The sequence below is a fragment of the Mycobacterium sp. NTMscope_MAC_269 genome (assembly GCF_976985695.1).
The window spans coordinates 997,921-1,015,828 of record NZ_OZ335668.1 but is presented as its reverse complement, the minus strand read 5'-3'; the positions used below and the strand labels follow the sequence as shown (position 1 = coordinate 1,015,828).

Genomic DNA, 17,908 nt, shown 5'->3' with positions numbered 1-17,908 from the left:
AAACTTGACCTCCTTCTCCGCCTCACCGGACGGATCGTTAAAGGATGTCGACTGCACGGCAGCGTAGCACTAATTTCGGGGGCGGCGGGGCCGGCCGTGTGTGGCGCGCATCGCTTGCCACGTGCGCCCCCGGTGTCCGGGCAGACGCTGCGCGACGTCCTCGGCGGCGCGGGCTGGGATATCGAATCGAACCAACCGGCCACCATGCGCCGCGAATTGGACGGCGACGACGCCGAAATGGCGTTCTGGTGCGTCGACGCGCGGCGACGGTAGCCGACCACTGGGCGGCTCACCCGCCCTCGGCCAATCGTTGCGCGGTCAGGTCGGCATGCGCGATGCGGCGCAGTGCCGCGAGGATCGGCTCGTAGAAAATTGTCCCGAGGACGGCGTATTCGATTGCTGCCGTTGGGGGTTTCAGCGGCATCTGCTCGATGTCGTACGCGGCGATGGCACTGATGTGTGGCGCGTATGCGCGCAATCGATCCTCGGTCATCGGCACGCCCGCGGCCTCGGCGTCGGCGAGGGCACGACCGAGCTGCGCTACCGCGGGAAGATCGCCGGGCACCTCGAAGTCAAGCGCCGAGAGCGCGGCTCGAGCCCGGGCGAAATCCCCCGCACTTGCGGGTTGAGTGGGACGCGAAAGCGCCGCTGTCGCCGCGCCCAGCGTCGCGAAAAGCGACCGGCCCGGGTGGTTGATGAGTTCGACGACCGATCTGATTTGGGAGATCGAGAGGCCGAGCGCGGACAGCGCCCTGATCAGCGCGATCCGTCGGACGTGTAACTCGTCGTAATGGGCGCGCGTCGAGTTGACGGCGCGCCCCGGCATCAGCACGCCCTCCCGCAGGTAAAACTTGATCGTCGGCACCGACACATGGGTGCGACTCGCCAGCTCCGACATCAGCACCAAAGCGCTCCTTCACAAGGTTGCCAGGACATCTTGACATTGGATACTTCTACTATCCACTATTGGATATCAGAAGTATCCAATCAATCAATATGATTTCAGGAAGTTTTTATGAGCACCTCGCTGATCACTCCAGTCATGAGCATCACGCTGGGGGCCACCATCATCTCGGTCGTCACCATCGCGTCCGGCGGCGCCTTCTTGCTGCGCGTGGTCACCGGCAACCACGAAGCCAACGACCTGCAGAAATCGTTCTTTCGAGCGGGCCATGCGCACGCGGGTGTGCTCGTGATGCTGGGCTTGGTTCTGTCGGTAGTGGGCAACGCGGCGGGCGCGAGCCCCGCTTGGGCAAACGGCGGGGCGATCGCCGTGCTCCTGGCCGCCATCATGATGCCCGCGGGCTTCTTCCTGTCGGTGCTCGGCCGCAACCCCGCGCGCCCGAACCGGCTGATCGCCAGCGTGTGGCTCGGCGCGACGCTGTTGCTCGCGGGCGTGCTCGCGTCGGGAGTGGCCACCCTGATAGCGGGAATCGACCGAATCTGAGGACCGCCCGACGGGCCCGCTAACCTGACCGGATGCATCGCTCCAGCCTGGATGGTAACGCGGCCTCCGTCCGCGAAGTGTGCGACGCCGGCCTGCTCGCGGGCGCGGTGACGGTGGTATGGCAGCGCGGAGAACTGCTGCAGGTCAACGAGATCGGCTATCGCGACGTGGACGCGGGCCTGCCGATGCAGCGCGACACGCTGTTTCGCATCGCGTCGATGACCAAGCCGGTGACGGTCGCGACGATCATGAGCCTTGTCGACGAGGGCAAGCTGAAGCTCACCGATCCGGTCGTGCGCTGGGCGCCGGAGCTGGCCGACGTGCGGGTGCTCGACGACCCGCACGGCCCGCTGGACCGCACCCACCCGGTGAACCGCGCCATCTTGATCGAGGACCTACTCACCCATACCAGCGGCCTGGCATACGGCTTCTCGGTGTCCGGGCCGATCGCCAAGGCCTACATGCGGCTGCCGTTCAACCAGGGCCCGGACGCCTGGCTGACCGAGCTGGCCAAGCTGCCGCTGGTGCACCAGCCCGGTGACCGGGTCACCTACAGCCATTCCATCGACCTGTTGGGCGTCATCGCCGCCCGCATCGAGGGCAAGCCGTTCCATCAGGTTCTCGACGAACGCATCCTGGGTCCGGCGGGCATGACCGACACGGGGTTCTTCGTCACGCCCGAGGCCCGGCGTCGCGCGGCGACCATGTACCGCCTCACCAACGAGCACCGGCTGCAGCACGGTGTGATGGGCCCGCCGCACCTCACGCCGCCGTCGTTCTGCAATGCCGGCGGCGGCTTGTGGTCGAGCGCCGACGACTATCTGCGCTTCGTGCGGATGCTGCTCGGCGGCGGAACCATCGACGGTGTGCGGGTGCTCTCCGAGGAGTCGGTCCGGCTGATGCGCACCGACCGACTCACCGACGAGCAGAGGCGGCACAACTTTTTGGGCGCGCCGTATTGGGTCGGGCGCGGCTTCGGGCTGAACCTGTCGGTGGTGACCGATCCGGCAAAAAGCACACCGCTATTCGGGCCCGGCGGCGTCGGCACGTTCAGCTGGCCGGGCGCCTACGGGACCTGGTGGCAGGCCGACCCGGCCGCAGACCTGATCCTGATCTACCTCATCCAGAATCTGCCGGATCTGACCGTCGACGCGGCCACGGCCGTCGCCGGCAACACGTCGCTGGCCAAACTCCGCACGGCCCAACCGAGATTCGTCCGCAACACCTATCGCGCGCTCGGCCTGTAGGAGCGGAATGCCCGACTACCCGCCCGACCGCATCAACGGGCCGCGGCTGACCCTGCGGCTGCCCACGCTCGACGACGCCGGACCGCTCTACCAGCGGGTCGCCCGCGATCCGCAGGTCACCAAGTATCTGCTGTGGGCACCGCATCCCGACGTCGCGGCGACGCGGCGGGTGATCACCGAAAAGCTCAACACCGGCGCCGACGAGAAGACCTGGGTGATCGAGCTGCGGCACCGCGGCGAGGTCGTCGGGCTGGCGAGCTGCCGGCGCACCGCACCGCACTCGGTCGAGATCGGCTACTGCCTGGGCCGGCGGTGGTGGGGCAAGGGTCTGATGTCGGAGGTGCTCGGCATGCTCCTCACCGCGCTCGACGCCGATCGCGAGGTGTATCGCGTCTGGGCCACCTGCAGCGTCGACAACGAACGCTCGGCGCGCCTGCTCGAGCACGCCGGCTTCTTCCTGGAAGGCCGACTGGCCCGGCACGCCGTCTACCCCACCATGGGGCCCGAGCCGCAGGACAGCCTGCTCTACGCCAAGATCCTGCGTTGACTAGCCGCTATGCGGCGAGCCGTCGCGCTCCAGCGCCCTGCGCGCGTAGGCGCGCACGTCGGCGTCGCTGTCCTTGAGCGCGATCCCGAGCGCGTCGCGGGCGTCGGGATCGGCCGCCCAGCGGGTCAGGCTGAGCACCGCCGCCTTGCGCACGTCCAGATGCGCGTCGCCGAGCGCCTCGGACAGCTGGGGCACCGCGAAGTCCGCCGCCGCGCCGGCCAGCGCGCGCGCCGCGCCCTCGCGCACCTGCCACGCCGGGGCCCGCAGCGCCTGCTTGACCGCGGCGTAATCGTCTTGGCCGCAACCCAATTCGCCCAGTGCGGCGAGGCCGGCGGCCCGAACCAGCGGATCGGTGTCGGCGACCAGCCGACGCACCGCCGGGCTAGCCGGGGCCGCCACCGCCGCTAACGTCGCCAGTCCGGCGGCCGCGGCGATCCGGACCTCGCGGTTCTCGTCGCCGGCGGCGTCGACGACGCCCTGCACGTCGTCGACGGACACCAGCGCGCGCACGGCCTCGATGCGCACCCGGTGGTCGGCGTCGGCGAGGGCATGACGGTATCGGGCGCCGTCGCCGGCGCGGCGCGCGGCCAGCACGTACAGCACCGCCGCCCGCACCACGCGGTCGGCCGAATCCAGGTATTCCCTTGCCTTTTCGGGGTCGGGCAGCACCTCGACCAGCTCGCGGATCCCGTCGGCGGCGGTCCGGCGGACCGCGGCGTCGTCGTCGCCCAGCGGGGCCAGCAGGGCGGGCGCGTACCCGTCGGGGATGTGCTCGGTCAGCGTCGCCACCGCCGTGCGGCGCACACCGGGATCGGAGTCGGAGAGGTAGCGCGCCAGGTCGGCGACCGTCGGCTCCTCGAGCGACAGCACTTCGGCGATGCGGGGCGAGGGCGCCTCGAATGCCGTTGGGGCCGGGGAGATTCGGGACACCGCCGTGGCCGGGGCCTGCCCGCCGATCAGCGGCGGCTCCTCCACCGGGTACACGCTCTGGTCGGTGGGCGGCAGGCTGTCCAGCTCGGGGACCGCGACGAAGTACGGCGCCACCGGCCGCTTGAGGAACACCATCTGACCGTCGGCGCCCTTGCGCAGGTTGAGGTGATAGCCCCACCGGGTGTCGTCGCGGCCGGGCAGATCGGCGCGGTCGTGGTAGAGGCCCCACCGCGATTCGGTGCGGGTGTGTGAGGATCGGGCGGCCATCTCGGCGCAGTCCCGGATGAACGACACCTCCACGGCGCGCATCAGCTCGTGCGGGTTGCGGGCGCCCATCTCGGCGATCTCCTCGCGCATCCGGTCGAAGGTGCGGATCGCGAGCGACAGCTTGGCCGCCGTCTTGGGCGGCGCGACGTAGTCGTTGACGAAGCGGCGCAGCTTGTATTCGACCTGGGGCTGCGGCGGCCCGTCGGGGTGGCGCAGCGGCCGGTAGATCAGCTCGTGCGCCTCGCGCACCTGGTCGTACGGAAGCTGTTGCAGCGCAGCGACATCAGCCAGGGTGGACGCGGCGTGCGTGCCGGCCAGGTCGCCGAACACGAACGCCCCGATCATGTAGTTGTGCGGGACGCAGGCCATGTCCCCCGCGGCGTACAGGCCGGGCACCGTGGTGCGGGCCTGCTCGTCGACCCACACCCCGGAGGCGGAATGACCGCTGCACAAACCGATCTCGGAGATGTGCATCTCGATGTCGTGGGTCCGGTAGTCGTGGCCGCGGTTGGCGTGGAACGTGCCCCGGGTGGGCCGTTCGGTGGTGTGCAGGATGTTCTCCAACGCGGTCAGCGTCTCGTCGGACAGGTGCGTCACCTTGAGATAGATGGGCCCGCGCGCGGAGTCGATCTCGCTTTTGACCTCGGCCATCATCTGCCCCGACCAGTAGTCGGAGTCCACGAACCGCTCGCCGTGCGCGTTGACCTGGTATCCGCCAAAGGGATTGGCGACGTAGGCGCACGCGGGACCGTTGTAGTCCTTGATCAGCGGGTTGACCTGGAAGCATTCGATGCCCGACAGCTCCGCGCCCGCGTGGTAGGCCATCGAGTAGCCGTCGCCGGCGTTGGTCGGGTTCTCGTAGGTGCCGTACAGGTAACCCGAGGCGGGCAGCCCGAGCCGCCCGCACGCCCCGGTCGCCAGGATGACCGCCTTGGCGCCGACGGTGACGAACTCGCCGGTGCGCGTGTTCAGCGCGGCGGCGCCGACGGCACGGCCGCCGTCGACCAAAACCCGGACCGGCATCAGCCGGTTCTCGATCCGGATCTTCTCGCGCATCGACCGTTGCCGCAGCACCCGGTACAGCGCCTTTTTCACGTCCTTGCCCTCGGGCATCGGCAGCACGTAGGACCCCGAACGGTGCACCCGGCGCACGGCGTATTCACCGTGGGAGTTCTTCTCGAACTTCACCCCGTAGCGCTCGAGGCGCTGCACCATCGCGAAGCCGCGGGTGGCGGTCTGATACACGGTGCGCTGGTTGACGATTCCGTCGTTGGCGCGGGTGATCTCGGCGACGTAGTCCTCGGGCTCGGCCTTGCCGGGGATCACCGCGTTGTTGACCCCGTCCATGCCCATCGCCAGGGCGCCGGAGTGCCGCACGTGGGCCTTCTCCAGCAGCAACACCTGGGCGCCGTTCTCGGCGGCCGACAACGCCGCCATGGTGCCCGCGGTACCGCCGCCGATGACCAGGACGTCGCAGTCGAGACGGACCGGTGCCGCCGGGTCGGGAATCTGCATCATGCCGCCTCCGCGTGGTTCAGCGCGGCGATGATCTGCGCGCGCAACTCCTCCTGCGGCCGGTCGCTGCGCGGATCCGGCACATCGATCGACGCGCGCAACGGCTCACCGGCCCGGCCGAACACCACGATGCGGTCTCCCAGCGCCAGCGCCTCGTCGACGTCGTGGGTGACGAACACGATCGTGGTCGGATGGGTGAGCCAGGTGTCGATCAGCAGCCGCTGCATGGCGGCGCGGGTTTGGGTGTCCAACGCCCCGAACGGCTCGTCCATCATCACCGCGCGCGGCGCCCCGGCCAGGCCGCGCGCGAGCTGGACGCGCTGGCGCATCCCGCCGGACAGGCTCTTGGGCAGGTAGTTGCCGAATCCGGTGAGTCCGAGTTCGTCGATCCAGCGTTCGGCGGCGGCGCGCCGGCCGGCCCGGGGTGCGCCGCGCAGGCGCAGCGCCAGTTCGATGTTGGATCGCACGGTGCGCCAGGGCAGTAACGCGTTGTCCTGGAACACCATTCCCCGGTCACCCGAGGTGGTTGCGACGGCGCCGCCGTCGGCCAGCACGCGCCCGCCGTCGGGTGCGAGCAGGCCGGCCAGGGCGCGCAGCACCGTCGACTTGCCGCAGCCCGACGGCCCGGTCAGCACCAGGATCTCCCCCGGCCGCACCACCAGGCTCAGCTCGTCGATCACCGCAGGACCGTTGTAGGACAACCGAACCCGGTCCAGCTCGAGACTCATCCCGGTTTTCGTCGCGGTCATCGCGCTCCCCCCTGTGCGCGCGGCAGCCAGCGGGTCACGCGGCGCCCCACCACTTCGACGGCGGCCGACGTCACGAATCCCAGCACGCCGATCGTGATGATGCCGACGAACACCTGCGGGTAGGCCAGCACGGTGTAGTCCTGCCAGGTGCGGTAGCCGACGCCGAGGCGCCCGGAGATCATCTCGGCGGAGATCACGCAGATCCAGGCCACCCCCATGCCGACGGACAACCCGCCGAAGACACCCGGCAGGATGCCCGGCAACACCACCTGCGTCAGCACCTCCCAGCGGCCGCCGCCCAGCGTGCGCACCGAGTCCTCCCACAGCGTGGGCAGCGCGCGCACCGCGTGCCGGGTGGAGACCATGATCGGGAAAAAGGCCGCCAGGAACGTGATGAACACGATGCCGGCCTCGTCGGTCGGGAACAGCAGGATGGCCACGGGCACCATCGCGATGGCCGGGATGGGCCGGGCCAGCTCCGCCAGCGGCCCGAACACGTCGGCGAACAAGCGCGAACGGCCCAGCAGCACCCCGGTCGCCACGCCGATGACGGCGGCCAGACCGAATCCGGTCAAAATGCGGATCAGCGACTGCGCCAGGTCGAGCCAGTATTCGCCGGCGCCGAGCCTGCGGTGCAGCGCGCCGACGATCTCGGTGACGGTGGGCAGCGTGTCAAAGCGCAGCAACAGCCGCACCTTGTCCGCGGTGAGCACCTGCCACAGCCCGATCGCGGCGGCCACCGACGCCAGCCGCAGCAGCCGCGACTGCCACCGCGCGGTGATCCGCCGCGGCCGCGTCACCGCAGGCGCCGAGACGACGCCAAGGACTTGATCGGCCACCACTTGGGCAGTCATACCGAACCTCCCAGTGCCTCTTGGTAATCCATCGCGACACCGCCCGGGTGACCGGCGAGGTACCGGTCCGCCCCGGCCGCGGTGCCGAACGGCAGATAGTTCTGCCCGTCTTTGACCCAGAACGCCTTGTCGGCGAACCAGCGGGTGCCCAGTTCGGCGTCGGGAACGTAGGCCGCGCGGACTGTGGCGCCGTGGCTGACCGCATCCCGCACGGCCCGCAGCAGGGCCGTCGGGGTTGCGGCCGTCTGCGTGGCGTCGGCCCCGTCCAGCCACAGCTCGCTGGCCAGCGCGGGGTCGCCCCGCAGCGCCGACGGGTTGGCGGTGCGCGCCCGCGACGCCGCGTAGTCGAGCCCGCGGGCGGTGAACACAGTCCGCAGCGGTTCGTCAACCACGAACTTCGCCACATCGAGATCGGCGAAGTCGCCGATCGACTTCAGGTACGGCACATCGCTTTTCAGCGCCTCGATCAGTGACGGCTTCAATGTGGTGTCGAACGACGTGCCGCCCGGACCGTTGTAGAGGTACACGACCTCCTGCGGCAGCCCGCTTTCCTTGGCCACGATGCGGGCGGCCTGCAGCGGCTTGTCGTTCAGGAAGTCGGTGGCGTCCAGTTGCGCCTGCAGGAAGGCGCCCAGCACCTCCGGATGCGCCGATGCGTAGGAGCGGCGCACCACCACACCGTGCAGGGTGGGCAGGTTCAGCTCGGCCCCGTCGTAGAGCAGTTTGGCCTTGCCCTGGTACACCAGCAGGCCCGGCCAGGCGACGAACTGCGAAAGCGCTTGCACCTGACCGGATTCCAGCGCCGACGCGCCGACCTGCGGTTGCTGGTTGAGCACCTCGACACCATTGACGCCGGCCCTGCTGAGCGCGCGCATCAGCGTGCCGTGCCCGGCCGACCCGACGCTGGCCGAGACCTTGGCGCCGGCGAGGTCGGCCAGGCCCTTGGCGCGCGAATCCGGCGTCACCACCACCATGTTGAGCGCGCCTTTGGGGTTGTAGCCGGTGATGGAGACGATCTCGGTGCGGGCCAGCGGGTTAGCCTGCGTCTTGGAGCCGTTGATCAGCATCGGGTAGTCGCCCATCGAGCCGATGTCGATCTTCTCGGCGAGCATCTGCGCGGTGATCGGGGCGCCGGTGTCGTAATCCTGCCACCGCACCGCGTATTTGGTGCCGGTGCGGGTGGTTATGTCGGCCAGGCGGTGCTCGAGGTAGCCCTGCGCGCGCAGCAACGTACCCGCGGTGACGGTGTTGATGGTCTTGGACTGGTATCCCACCACCACGTTGACCACACCGGATGACTGCGACAGGGATTCCAGCGAGCACCCGGAGAGCAGCGCGGCGATCGCGATCATCACCGACGCCGGCCAGACGGCGTGTCGTTTCATCGAAGATCCTGGGGATAAACGCTTTTCAGCGAAGGAGATAGGGCATGTTGACGGTGACGGCGCCGGTCGGACAGCGGGCCGCGCAGGGGCCGCAGTACCAGCATTCGTCGACATGCATGAAGGCCTTGCCGGTGTCGGGGTTGATGGCCAGCGCGTCGAGCGGGCAGACCTCCACGCACAGCGTGCAACCGTCGATGCACAGCGACTCGTCGATCGTCACCGGTACGTCCGCGCGCGTGTTGTTGATCAGCGTCATGGGTTGCTCCTCGTTTCGGCTCGGACAAGATTGCCGCGCATGGTGATTCGGTCGCCGCGCATCCGGATGTACTCGAGGTCGACGGGCGTGCCGTCGGCCAGGCTGGTGAGGCGCTCCAGCATCAGCAGCGCCGCACCGTCGGGGACCTGCAGCGTCGCCGCCGAATGCGCGTCGGCGGGGATGGCCTCGAGCGCCAGCGCCGCCGACCCCAGCCGCTGCCCGCTGACCTCCTCGATGAGCGCGAACAAATCGTCGGTCTCCAGGGGGTGGTTCAACACCTGGGTGCCGATATCCGGGGCGAGGTAGGTGAGGTCGAGGCTGAGCGGCAGGTCACCGAGGTAGCGCAGCCGTTCGACGAACACCGCCCGCTCCCCCGGCTTCAGCCGCAACCGGCGGGCCACCGACGGCGGCGCGGTGACCGGCATGGCCGCCCGCACCTCGTTGCGCACCTCACCGAGATCCTTGAACGTCTCCTTGAGCCCCAGCAGCGCGTCGAGCCCGTGGGCGTACTTGCGCTGCGCGACGTGGGTGCCGACCTTGGGGCCGCGGTCGATGAGGCCCTCGTGCTTGAGGACGGTCAGCGCCTCGCGGACGGTGTTGCGCGAGACCGAGAATTCGGCGGCCAGATCGAGTTCGGCCGGCAGGCCGTCCGGGTAGGCGTCGGCGTGGATCTGCTGGCGCAACACGTCGGCGACCCGGCGGGCGCGGCTGGCCCGCGAGCCCTGAACATCCCCGACGGGTACTGGTTGCGCCACGCCGTCACGCTAACGCAGCTCAGGGGCCCTTTCCGGGCCGCCGGCGCGGGGCTGCGACGGCGGCCGCGCCCATTGCGCCGGGTCGCGTTCGGGTCCGACCAGCGAAAACCCCGGGCCGGCCCGCCATTGCGCCACCTGCGGCGATCCGCCGGCGTTGTGATCTGGGTGAGCAGAACCCGACGCGCGCGACCCCGCGACACTCTCAACGATTTCTCAGCGTGGTGGCCGTACGGTTTTCCGGCGGCGGTCAGCCGGCGATCGGGTAGAGGTAAGGAGCGCGCATGCCCCCCGTCACGCAGCAGCTGGTAGGGACACCCCTGATGATGCTTCCCCCAATAGGGTTGCGAGACCGTCGGATTGACGAATGCCCGACGATGTGGTTCAACCGTGACTTTTTCGAATGCCCCTGGCCCGGCTGGCAAGTGGACGTGGACGCGGGCGCCCCGACAACGTTCGTCAGCCATACCAACCCCGGGGAGTCCATCGTCGGCCATCCGGCGCGCATCACGCTGAAAAAGCCCCGCGTCGTGTGGCTGTCGACAAATCGTTTCTGCCGCATGGGCGGCCCCTTCGCCGAGGTGCTCATTGAGGCGCGCTGGCCCGACTAGTGGTGATCGCGGGCGCGGCCGCGGCGATCGCAAGCGCGGTGCGACCGGGCGAAGCGGGTCGCCGCCAACAGACGGAGCCGGGCGAAGCGGGTCTGCCACCGTCGAAACTAGGAGCGCGCACGCCACTCGACGTAGCGTTGAGACATGAGGGTCCTGCTCGTCGAGGACGAGCCGCGGCTGGCGGCGACGGTGGCCAGGGGGCTGCGGGCGGAGGGATTCGTCGTGGTCGTCGCCGACAACGGCGTCGATGGCCTTCAGGAGGCCGCCGAAAGCGGCTTTGACGTAGTGGTTCTCGACATCATGCTGCCCGGGCTCAGCGGGTACGAGGTGCTGCGCCGGATGCGGTCGCACGACGTGTGGACGCCGGTGCTCATGCTGACCGCCAAAGACGGGGAGTACGACGAGACCGATGCGTTCGATCTCGGTGCGGATGACTATCTGACGAAACCGTTTTCGTTCCGGGTGCTGGTGGCGCGCCTGCGGGCGCTGGTTCGGCGCGGCGCTCCGGCGCGGCCGGTGGTGTTGAAGGCGGGGACGCTGTCGCTGGATCCAGCGCGGCACACGGTCCAGCGTGGTTCCACCCCGATCGCCCTGACACCCCGCGAGTACGGGGTGCTCGAGTTCTTGATGCGCAATAAGGACGTGGTGGTGACCAAGGCCGAGATCTTGCAGAACGTGTGGGACGCACACCATCACGGGCCCGACAACGTGGTCGAGGTCTACGTGGGATATCTGCGTCGCAAGATCGATGCCCCCTTCGGTACCAACACAATCGAGACGGTCCGGGGCGTCGGCTATCGATTGCTGTGCTGAGGCAACCTCACAATCATCTTGGTTCCGCCGCAGGACGGGCCATCGATGGTCACGACGCCCCCGTGCGCGGCGACGACCTCGGCGACGATCGCCAGGCCCAGTCCGGTACCTCCCCCGCTACGAGCCCGATCGGAATCCAGGCGAACGAAACGTTCGAATACCCGGCTCCGGTCGGCGGGGGCGATTCCGGGACCGTCGTCGCTGACGGTGAGGCTCGCCGTTTCGTCTTGTCCGACGACTTCGATGGCGACACACGAAACCGCATGGCGGACGGCGTTTTCGATGAGATTACGGATCATGCGCGCGATGGCCACCGGGTCGCCTTCCAGGCGAACCGGACGGATATCGGTGTGGATCACGCATTGCGTGTCACGCCGCGCACGCTCGACCTCGGCGTGCGCGAGGTCATCGAATGCCACCTGCTCCTTGCGCCGCAGCAGGTTTCGCTCGTCGGCGCGGGCCAGCAGCAGCAGATCTTCGACCAGCGTGCGCATGCGCTGCGCCTCGGGAAGCAACGTGTTGACCGCCAACTCGGCATCGAGCAGATCGGGGTGCGCCTCGGCCACTTCCAGTCCGGAGATGATGGTGGTCAGCGGGCTGCGCAGTTCATGGGAGGCGTCGCCGACGAAGCGTTGCTGCGCTTGGTGACCCGCTTGTAGACGCGAAAGCATCTCGTTCATGGTGACAGCCAGGGCCGCGATCTCGTCGTCGCTGTCGGGGACCGGCACCCGTTGCGCCAGATCCGATGTCGAGATGGCGGCCACCTGCGCACGGATCGCGTCGACCGAGCGCAGCGAACGGCGCACCAGCCAGTAGGTCGCGCCGGCCACGACCGCGACGATGATCGGCGCGCTGCAGGCCAGCAGGATGGCCAGAGTCCGTGCGGTCGCCTCGACCGCCTCGCTGCCCCCGCCCACCAGCACCGTGTACACACCGGAACGGGTGGCGACCCGTTGGCCGCTGACCCGCATGTCGTCGCTCGCCACCGCGTCGTCGGACATGCGGCGCCGCAACGTGAAGTCGAATTCGGTGACGGGGACCAACGGTGTCGCAGGCGCCAATCCGGACCGTTTGACCACGGCGCCATCGGGGCCGATCACCTGGGTCGCGACCACCCGTTGATCGGTGGTCAGCAGGGCGTTGTCGAGGGTGTCGAACGAACCGGACGCCAGGGCCTTCGAGATGTCCCGAACCCGTTCGGCGGAGGCGTAATCGACGCCCGCCAACAACGACCGATACAGGATCACGTCCAAGCCGGCTCCGGCGACGGTCAGTGCGCAGAACACGACGATCGCCGAGACCGCCGCCGAGCGAGCGGAGATGCCCAGGCGCGACCAACGCCGCGCCCGCCCGCCACCGAACACCCGCATGCCCTTGATTGTGCAGGCCGGTGGCCCGGCTGAAAACATCGAGCTCAGCGCGCCTCTCAGCGCCCTCTCAGCGGCCGGGCAATACGCTGGGACCGGTCATGTTGGGCACTGCACGCCGCGCGCGTCGCAACGGTCGCGCGATCACCGCATTCCTGGTCGGCGCCGCCGTCGCGTTCGGCTCCGGTGCGCCGGGGTCGGCGCCGGCCGGCGCCGACCCGAGTGCGTTCAGCACCCTTCGTTCGGGATGCCAAGACACAGGTCCGGCAGACGGGGACGCCATCGTCCGTGGAATCCGGCACGGGATCGCCGACTGGCCGGCGCCCGCGGCGCACACCTCGGCCCGCACCGCGTGCGACGCGCACCCGACCCGCGCTGCCGGCTGAGCGCTCAGGCGTTGTCGGCGACCGACGGCACCGCCCGGACCTCGTCGGCGCCGTTGCGCGCCCCGTTCATGCCGGAGGCGTCGGCGGGCAGCTCGAACGCCGCGGTCACCGAGCCGACCGCGGCCTGCGCGGCGTTGCGTTGCGCTTCCATGCGTGCCAGCGCGGTCTCGGTAAAGACCGACAGCCCCAAATCCGGGTTGTATCCGTGGATTTCCTTGACGTCGAGCTGGGCGAGGAAGTAGACGATCTCCTTGGAGACCACCTGGCCGGGCACCAGCACCGGGAAGCCCGGCGGGTAGGGCACCACGAACGTGGTCGACACCAGCGTCTTGCCCTCGGCCAGGCGTCGCCCGGCCATGCCGATCAGCACGTGTTCGCGATCGGACTCCTCGTAGCCGGCGTAGAACGCCGAGCGCATGTCGCCGAAGTTGCACTCGTCGACGGGCCGGAAGGCGACGTCGAATTCGCTGAAGTCGGGCAGGTGCGGCAGGTCCTCGGTGATCTCCTCGATGTGGCGTTCCTGCAGCGCCCGGTCCGCCACGCTTGCCGCCTTTTCGGTGCGGTCGAAATCGATTGCCACCCTTCGTAACACGTCGAGCAGGTAGTGCACGCTCGACCAGGTGACCCCGATCGTGAAGATCAACAGCACGCTGTTGATCGACGTCTTGTTGATCTGGATGCCGAACCGCTCCATCAGGATCTTTTCGCGGAAGTCGTAGCCGTTCATCCCAGTCGCGCCGACGAACAGCGTCACCCGCGTCGCGTCCAGCACGAACTGGTCCGAGCGCCACGCCTCGTTCCATTCGGCCAGCGCGCCCTGCCTGACCTCGCGGTACGAACTGACCGACGACTCCCGGAATTCCTCTGGCACCAGGTCGGATTCGTCGAGGATGCGGAACCACTTGCTGATCAGCCGGTCTTTGCGGACCCGGTGCCGGAAGACCAGCGCCATGTCGTAGACCTGCCGGACCAATTGGAAGCCTTCGATGTCGACCTGGCGGCGCGCCAGGTCCAGCGACGCGAGGAGCTGCTGGTTCGGCGAGGTCGACGTGTGGGTCAAGAACGCCTCCCCGAACGCGTCGCGGGTGAGCGCGTTGAAATCCTGGTCACGGACGTGGATCATCGACGCCTGCCGCAGCGCCGACAGCGACTTGTGCGTGGAATGCGTCGCATAGACGCGGACCCTCGCGCTGGCCGGGTCGGGCATCAGCTCACGCTCGATCCACTCCGACCGGTCGACGCCTTCCATGGAGGCGGCCCATTTCCGGTACTCCTCAATGTATTCCGGCGACACCAGCATGTGCTCGAGGCGCTCGGCGGCCACCATCGCGGTCCGCTGCCGGGCCCACGGCACCGCCGTGGCGAAGGCGTACCACGCCTCGTCCCACAAAAAGCAGATGTCGGGCTTGATCGCCAGCACCTCCTGCATGACCTGCAGCGGGTTGTAGACGACGCCGTCGAAGGTGCAGTTGGTCAGCAGCAGCATCCGCACGCGGTGCAACTGACCGGCGGCCTCCAGATCCAGCAGCGTCTGCTTGATGGTGCGCAGCGACACCGCCCCGTAGATCGCGAACTGCGGCAGCGGGTAGGCGTCCAGGTACAGCGGGTAGGCCCCGGCCAGCACCAGCCCGTAGTGGTGCGACTTGTGGCAGTTGCGGTCGATCAGCACGATGTCGCCGGGCCGGGTCAGCGACTGCACGACGATCTTGTTGGCGGTCGACGTCCCGTTGGTGACGAAGTAGGTGTGGTCGGCATTCCAGGTGCGCGCGGCCTTGTCCATCGCCTTCTTGATGTTGCCGTGCGGGTCGAGCAGCGAGTCCAAACCGCCGGAGGTGGTGGAGGTTTCGGCCATGAAGATGTTGCGGCCGTAGAACTCTCCCATGTCCTGCAGCGATCTGGAGTTGAAGATGCTGGCGCCGCGCGCGACGGGCAGCGCGTGGAACTGGCCGACCGGCGCCGCCGCATACGCCCGCAGCGCGTCGAAAAACGGTGTGGCATAACGATTCCGCAGCCCGGCGAGCACTGTGCTGTGCAGGTCGGTGACGTCGTTGAGCCGGTAGAACGTCCGATCGTAGACGTCGGGTTCGCTGTCGTCGCCCGCCGCGATCGACTCGTCGGTGAGCAGATACAGGTCGATGTGGGGCCGCAGCTCCCTGATCCACTCGCCGCACTCCACCCAGTCGTTGGCGCGATCGGGAATCACTCCGTCCGCGTCCTCGTTGGGCCCGAGCAACGTGTTCATCAGCGGCAACCGGTCGCGGGAGCGCAGCGGCAGGTCGTCGCGGATGATCGCGGCCTGGATCTCGCCGTTCAGGGCGACCGCGGTGATGGCGTCCTCGACGCTGGGGACCACCAGGATCTCGAACTGCACGTCGTCGGACGGACAACGCAGCGCTCGCAGGCACTCGGCCAAGCTGTCCGGCGCCGTGCTCGGGGCGTCGTCGGCGAGTAACACGGTGTAGAAATGCTGCTGTTTGGCCTGGGCCACCAGCTCCTGGTCATCCAGCGGCGCCGAGGTGTCGAAAAGGCCTGCGCGGTCCCCGTATTCGCTCAGCAGCCGCACGGCCAGCGAGACCTCTTCGGTGAGCCGCACGGTGGACAGGCTCTCCAGGTGCGCGCGGAAGACCGCCAGATTCGCGGCGCCCGGGTACAGCCAATAGCGCTCGTAGGCGGCGATGCGATCCATCAGGCGCTTCACGCGGGCCACGTCATGGGTTTTGTCCAACCCGGCGAGGTCCACCTCGGCGAGGTGACGGCAGGCGTCGTCGAGCAGGTTCCAGGTGTCGACGCGGGCGTACGACGGATTGGCCACCGCCGCCAACGCGGAGACTCGAAGTCGTCGCGGCTGGGAGCTGTATCGGTTCATAGCCACGCGGCTATTTTGTCAACCCGGGGCGCCCACGTCTGGCCAACGCTCGATTGACACACCCACGTTCACGGCTTGCCCCAGTGGCCGGGCGGAGGAACGAACGGAAGCTGGTTGACCTGGCCGGGCGGTAGTGGCGAAACCTGACCCGGTGGTAGTCCCGGGCCCCCGCCGGGTATACCGGGTCCCGGTATCCCTGGTCCAGGCCCGGGTTCATGTGGCCCCGGCTGGTAGGGGAAGGGATTAGCCTGGACCAGACCCGGTCCGACCGCTATCGCAGCGAAAGCCAACACCGCGGCTACTGCCGCCAATACCGGGACCTTCTGCAGATTCATCATCGTGGACTCCCGTTGTGGCGTAGGGCAATACTTATTCTAGCTGCAGCCGGGGCAACGGGCCGCCGGGGCGACCTGCTGACGGTGACACTGCAACCGGATTGAGCATTGCGAAGTGCACCTAGCGGTCCGGCTCGTCGTCACCTTCGATCATCCGCCGGTTGCCGCGGGCGTTGTCCGCCCACCGCAGCACGGGTAGCTCCCGGCGGCGGGACGGCAGGTCGGTGACGTCGCTGAGGGCCCGCACCACGCCCTGCGTCAGGCCCATGATCGCGGCCATCACCGGCAGCAGCGGTTGCAGCGGCCGGGCCGCCGAACGCACGGTGCTGATGCGGCGGGCGACGACCACCCGTTCGGCGCAGTGATAGAGCCAGGCGCCCACCCCCAGCGCGAAGATCGAGAGCACCGAGGCGACGATCGTCCACCCGTAGGCGGCGCACACCACCGCACCCACCACCACCGTCGCAGCCAGCACGGCCGCAACGACCAGGCGCAGCTCCAACCGGCTCATGGCTGCGGTCCGTGGTCCTCCGTTGTGCCGGCGGCGTCGGAACCCACCGCGCCCCGAACGGCCTGGGCGGCCGCCCTGATCTGCGGGGTCACCAGCATGACGTGGCCGAGCACCCCGTTGACGAAGCTCGGCGAATCGTCGGTGGACAGCTCCTTGGCCAGCTGGACGGCCTCGTCGACGGCGACCGGTTCCGGCACGTCGTCGGCGTAGAGCAGTTCCCACACCGCGACCCGCAGGATGGCGCGGTCGACGGCGGGCAGCCGGTCCAGCGTCCAGCCCTGCAGATGCGAGCTGATCAGGTCGTCGATGTGTGCGGCGTGTTCGCCGACGCCCCGCGCCACCGCGGCCGTATACGGCTGCAGGGGCGCGATTTCGGGGTTCGCCTCGGCCAGGCCGGTGCGGACGTCGACCACCTCCGCGGGGCTCAAGCCACGCGCCTCGGCTTCGAACAACAGGTCGACGGCGCGCTTGCGAGCCTGATGTCGCCCTTTAACGGGCCGGCTCACGCGTTGACACGTCCGAGGTAGCTGCCGTCGCGGGTGTCCACCTTCAGCTTGTCCCCGGTGTTGATGAACAGCGGCACCTGGATCTCCGCCCCGGTTTCCACGGTCGCGGGTTTGGTGCCGGCGCTGGACCGGTCGCCCTGCAGGCCGGGCTCGGTATGGGTGACCTCCATCTCGACCGACACCGGCAGCTCGAGGTACAGCGGCGACCCGTTGTGGAACGCCACCTGCACCGGCAGGCCCTCCAGCAAAAACCGGGCGGCGTCGCCGACCAGCGACTCCGGCAGCGGGTGCTGCTCGTAGTCCTGGCTGTCCATGAACACGAAGTCGCTGCCGTCGCGGTACAGGTAGGTGGCGTCGCGCCGGTCCACGGTCGCGGTCTCCACCTTCACCCCGGCGTTGTAGGTCTTGTCGACCACCTTGCCCGAGAGGACGTTCTTCAGCTTGGTGCGCACGAACGCCGGGCCCTTGCCGGGTTTGACGTGCTGGAACTCGACGATCTGCCACAGCTGGCCGTCGATCACCAGCACCAGTCCATTCTTGAAATCGGCAGTGCTTGCCACGGTT

General features: G+C 68.7%; 18 protein-coding genes and 1 pseudogene. 7 read left to right on the top strand and 12 right to left on the bottom strand.

The features are described from left to right. Positions 1 to 132: 132 nt before the first annotated feature. Positions 133 to 273: pseudogene (locus ACZ50Z_RS05175) on the top strand (class I SAM-dependent methyltransferase); the annotation flags it as partial. Positions 274 to 289: 16 nt separating this feature from the next. Here the strand turns inward: ACZ50Z_RS05175 and ACZ50Z_RS05170 are convergent. Then, positions 290 to 898, bottom strand: a complete 609-nt coding sequence (locus ACZ50Z_RS05170) for a MerR family transcriptional regulator (protein WP_464486095.1) — start codon at positions 896 to 898, stop codon at positions 290 to 292. A 117-nt stretch (positions 899 to 1,015) separates the two neighbouring features. Here ACZ50Z_RS05170 and ACZ50Z_RS05165 point away from each other — a divergent pair, with 117 nt between their 5' ends. Genes ACZ50Z_RS05165 through ACZ50Z_RS05155 form a run of 3 tightly spaced genes read left to right on the top strand, consistent with a single transcriptional unit; the run spans position 1,016 to position 3,241 of the window. Next, complete coding sequence (locus ACZ50Z_RS05165; RefSeq protein WP_464482571.1) at positions 1,016 to 1,447, top strand: hypothetical protein; 432 nt, start codon at positions 1,016 to 1,018, stop codon at positions 1,445 to 1,447. 32 nt (positions 1,448 to 1,479) lie between these two features. After that, complete coding sequence (locus ACZ50Z_RS05160) at positions 1,480 to 2,694, top strand: serine hydrolase domain-containing protein (RefSeq protein ID WP_464482570.1); 1,215 nt, start codon at positions 1,480 to 1,482, stop codon at positions 2,692 to 2,694. 7 nt (positions 2,695 to 2,701) lie between these two features. Beyond that, positions 2,702 to 3,241 carry a GNAT family N-acetyltransferase gene (locus ACZ50Z_RS05155; protein WP_464482569.1) on the top strand — a complete coding sequence of 180 codons (540 nt, stop codon included), beginning with the start codon at positions 2,702 to 2,704 and terminating at the stop codon, positions 3,239 to 3,241. Here ACZ50Z_RS05155 and ACZ50Z_RS05150 read toward each other — a convergent pair whose 3' ends face one another. Genes ACZ50Z_RS05150 through ACZ50Z_RS05125 form a run of 6 tightly spaced genes read right to left on the bottom strand, consistent with a single transcriptional unit; the run spans position 3,242 to position 9,952 of the window. Beyond that, entirely contained in the window at positions 3,242 to 5,956 is a 2,715-nt protein-coding gene (locus ACZ50Z_RS05150; protein ID WP_464482568.1) for a fumarate reductase/succinate dehydrogenase flavoprotein subunit, read from the bottom strand. Further along, the gene (locus ACZ50Z_RS05145; RefSeq protein WP_464482567.1) at positions 5,953 to 6,702 is read right to left on the bottom strand and encodes an ABC transporter ATP-binding protein; all 750 of its coding nucleotides are present in this window, start codon (positions 6,700 to 6,702) and stop codon (positions 5,953 to 5,955) included. The genes ACZ50Z_RS05150 and ACZ50Z_RS05145 overlap by 4 nt, the downstream gene beginning before the upstream one ends. Next, complete coding sequence (locus ACZ50Z_RS05140; protein WP_464482566.1) at positions 6,699 to 7,556, bottom strand: ABC transporter permease; 858 nt, start codon at positions 7,554 to 7,556, stop codon at positions 6,699 to 6,701. Before ACZ50Z_RS05140 ends, ACZ50Z_RS05145 begins: the two co-directional genes overlap by 4 nt. Continuing rightward, entirely contained in the window at positions 7,553 to 8,941 is a 1,389-nt protein-coding gene (locus ACZ50Z_RS05135) for an ABC transporter substrate-binding protein (protein WP_464482565.1), read from the bottom strand. Before ACZ50Z_RS05135 ends, ACZ50Z_RS05140 begins: the two co-directional genes overlap by 4 nt. A 25-nt stretch (positions 8,942 to 8,966) precedes the next feature. Further along, positions 8,967 to 9,197 (bottom strand): 4Fe-4S dicluster domain-containing protein, encoded by a 231-nt coding sequence (locus ACZ50Z_RS05130; RefSeq protein ID WP_008258228.1) that lies wholly within the window; start codon positions 9,195 to 9,197, stop codon positions 8,967 to 8,969. After that, on the bottom strand, positions 9,194 to 9,952 hold the full coding sequence (locus ACZ50Z_RS05125) for a GntR family transcriptional regulator (RefSeq protein ID WP_464482564.1): 759 nt from the start codon (positions 9,950 to 9,952) through the stop codon (positions 9,194 to 9,196). The genes ACZ50Z_RS05130 and ACZ50Z_RS05125 overlap by 4 nt, the downstream gene beginning before the upstream one ends. A 281-nt stretch (positions 9,953 to 10,233) precedes the next feature. Here ACZ50Z_RS05125 and ACZ50Z_RS05120 point away from each other — a divergent pair, with 281 nt between their 5' ends. Both ACZ50Z_RS05120 and ACZ50Z_RS05115 read left to right on the top strand, forming a co-directional pair. Continuing rightward, the gene (locus ACZ50Z_RS05120; protein WP_464482563.1) at positions 10,234 to 10,560 is read left to right on the top strand and encodes a hypothetical protein; all 327 of its coding nucleotides are present in this window, start codon (positions 10,234 to 10,236) and stop codon (positions 10,558 to 10,560) included. A gap of 144 nt (positions 10,561 to 10,704) precedes the next feature. Beyond that, a complete protein-coding gene (locus tag ACZ50Z_RS05115; protein WP_464482562.1) occupies positions 10,705 to 11,373 on the top strand; it encodes a response regulator transcription factor in 669 nt (222 codons plus the stop codon). Here the strand turns inward: ACZ50Z_RS05115 and ACZ50Z_RS05110 are convergent. Then, positions 11,355 to 12,782 carry a sensor histidine kinase gene (locus ACZ50Z_RS05110; protein WP_464482561.1) on the bottom strand — a complete coding sequence of 476 codons (1,428 nt, stop codon included), beginning with the start codon at positions 12,780 to 12,782 and terminating at the stop codon, positions 11,355 to 11,357. The two genes, ACZ50Z_RS05115 and ACZ50Z_RS05110, sit on opposite strands and share 19 nt — an antisense overlap. Positions 12,783 to 12,841: 59 nt before the next feature. Here ACZ50Z_RS05110 and ACZ50Z_RS05105 point away from each other — a divergent pair, with 59 nt between their 5' ends. Next, positions 12,842 to 13,126, top strand: a complete 285-nt coding sequence (locus tag ACZ50Z_RS05105; protein WP_464482560.1) for a hypothetical protein — start codon at positions 12,842 to 12,844, stop codon at positions 13,124 to 13,126. A gap of 4 nt (positions 13,127 to 13,130) precedes the next feature. Here the strand turns inward: ACZ50Z_RS05105 and ACZ50Z_RS05100 are convergent, their stop codons facing one another. The 4 genes from ACZ50Z_RS05100 to efp all read right to left on the bottom strand — a co-directional run bounded on the left by ACZ50Z_RS05100 (position 13,131) and on the right by efp (position 17,904). Further along, complete coding sequence (locus ACZ50Z_RS05100; RefSeq protein WP_464486094.1) at positions 13,131 to 15,992, bottom strand: aminotransferase class I/II-fold pyridoxal phosphate-dependent enzyme; 2,862 nt, start codon at positions 15,990 to 15,992, stop codon at positions 13,131 to 13,133. Positions 15,993 to 16,448: 456 nt separating this feature from the next. Further along, a complete protein-coding gene (locus tag ACZ50Z_RS05095) occupies positions 16,449 to 16,838 on the bottom strand; it encodes an antitermination protein NusB (RefSeq protein WP_464482559.1) in 390 nt (129 codons plus the stop codon). Next, the gene (nusB, locus tag ACZ50Z_RS05090) at positions 16,835 to 17,344 is read right to left on the bottom strand and encodes a transcription antitermination factor NusB (RefSeq protein ID WP_464482558.1); all 510 of its coding nucleotides are present in this window, start codon (positions 17,342 to 17,344) and stop codon (positions 16,835 to 16,837) included. The genes ACZ50Z_RS05095 and nusB overlap by 4 nt, the downstream gene beginning before the upstream one ends. Continuing rightward, positions 17,341 to 17,904, bottom strand: coding sequence for an elongation factor P (gene efp, locus ACZ50Z_RS05085; protein ID WP_464482557.1), 564 nt, complete (start codon positions 17,902 to 17,904; stop codon positions 17,341 to 17,343). The genes nusB and efp overlap by 4 nt, the downstream gene beginning before the upstream one ends. Between the last annotated feature and the right edge of the window lie 4 nt (positions 17,905 to 17,908).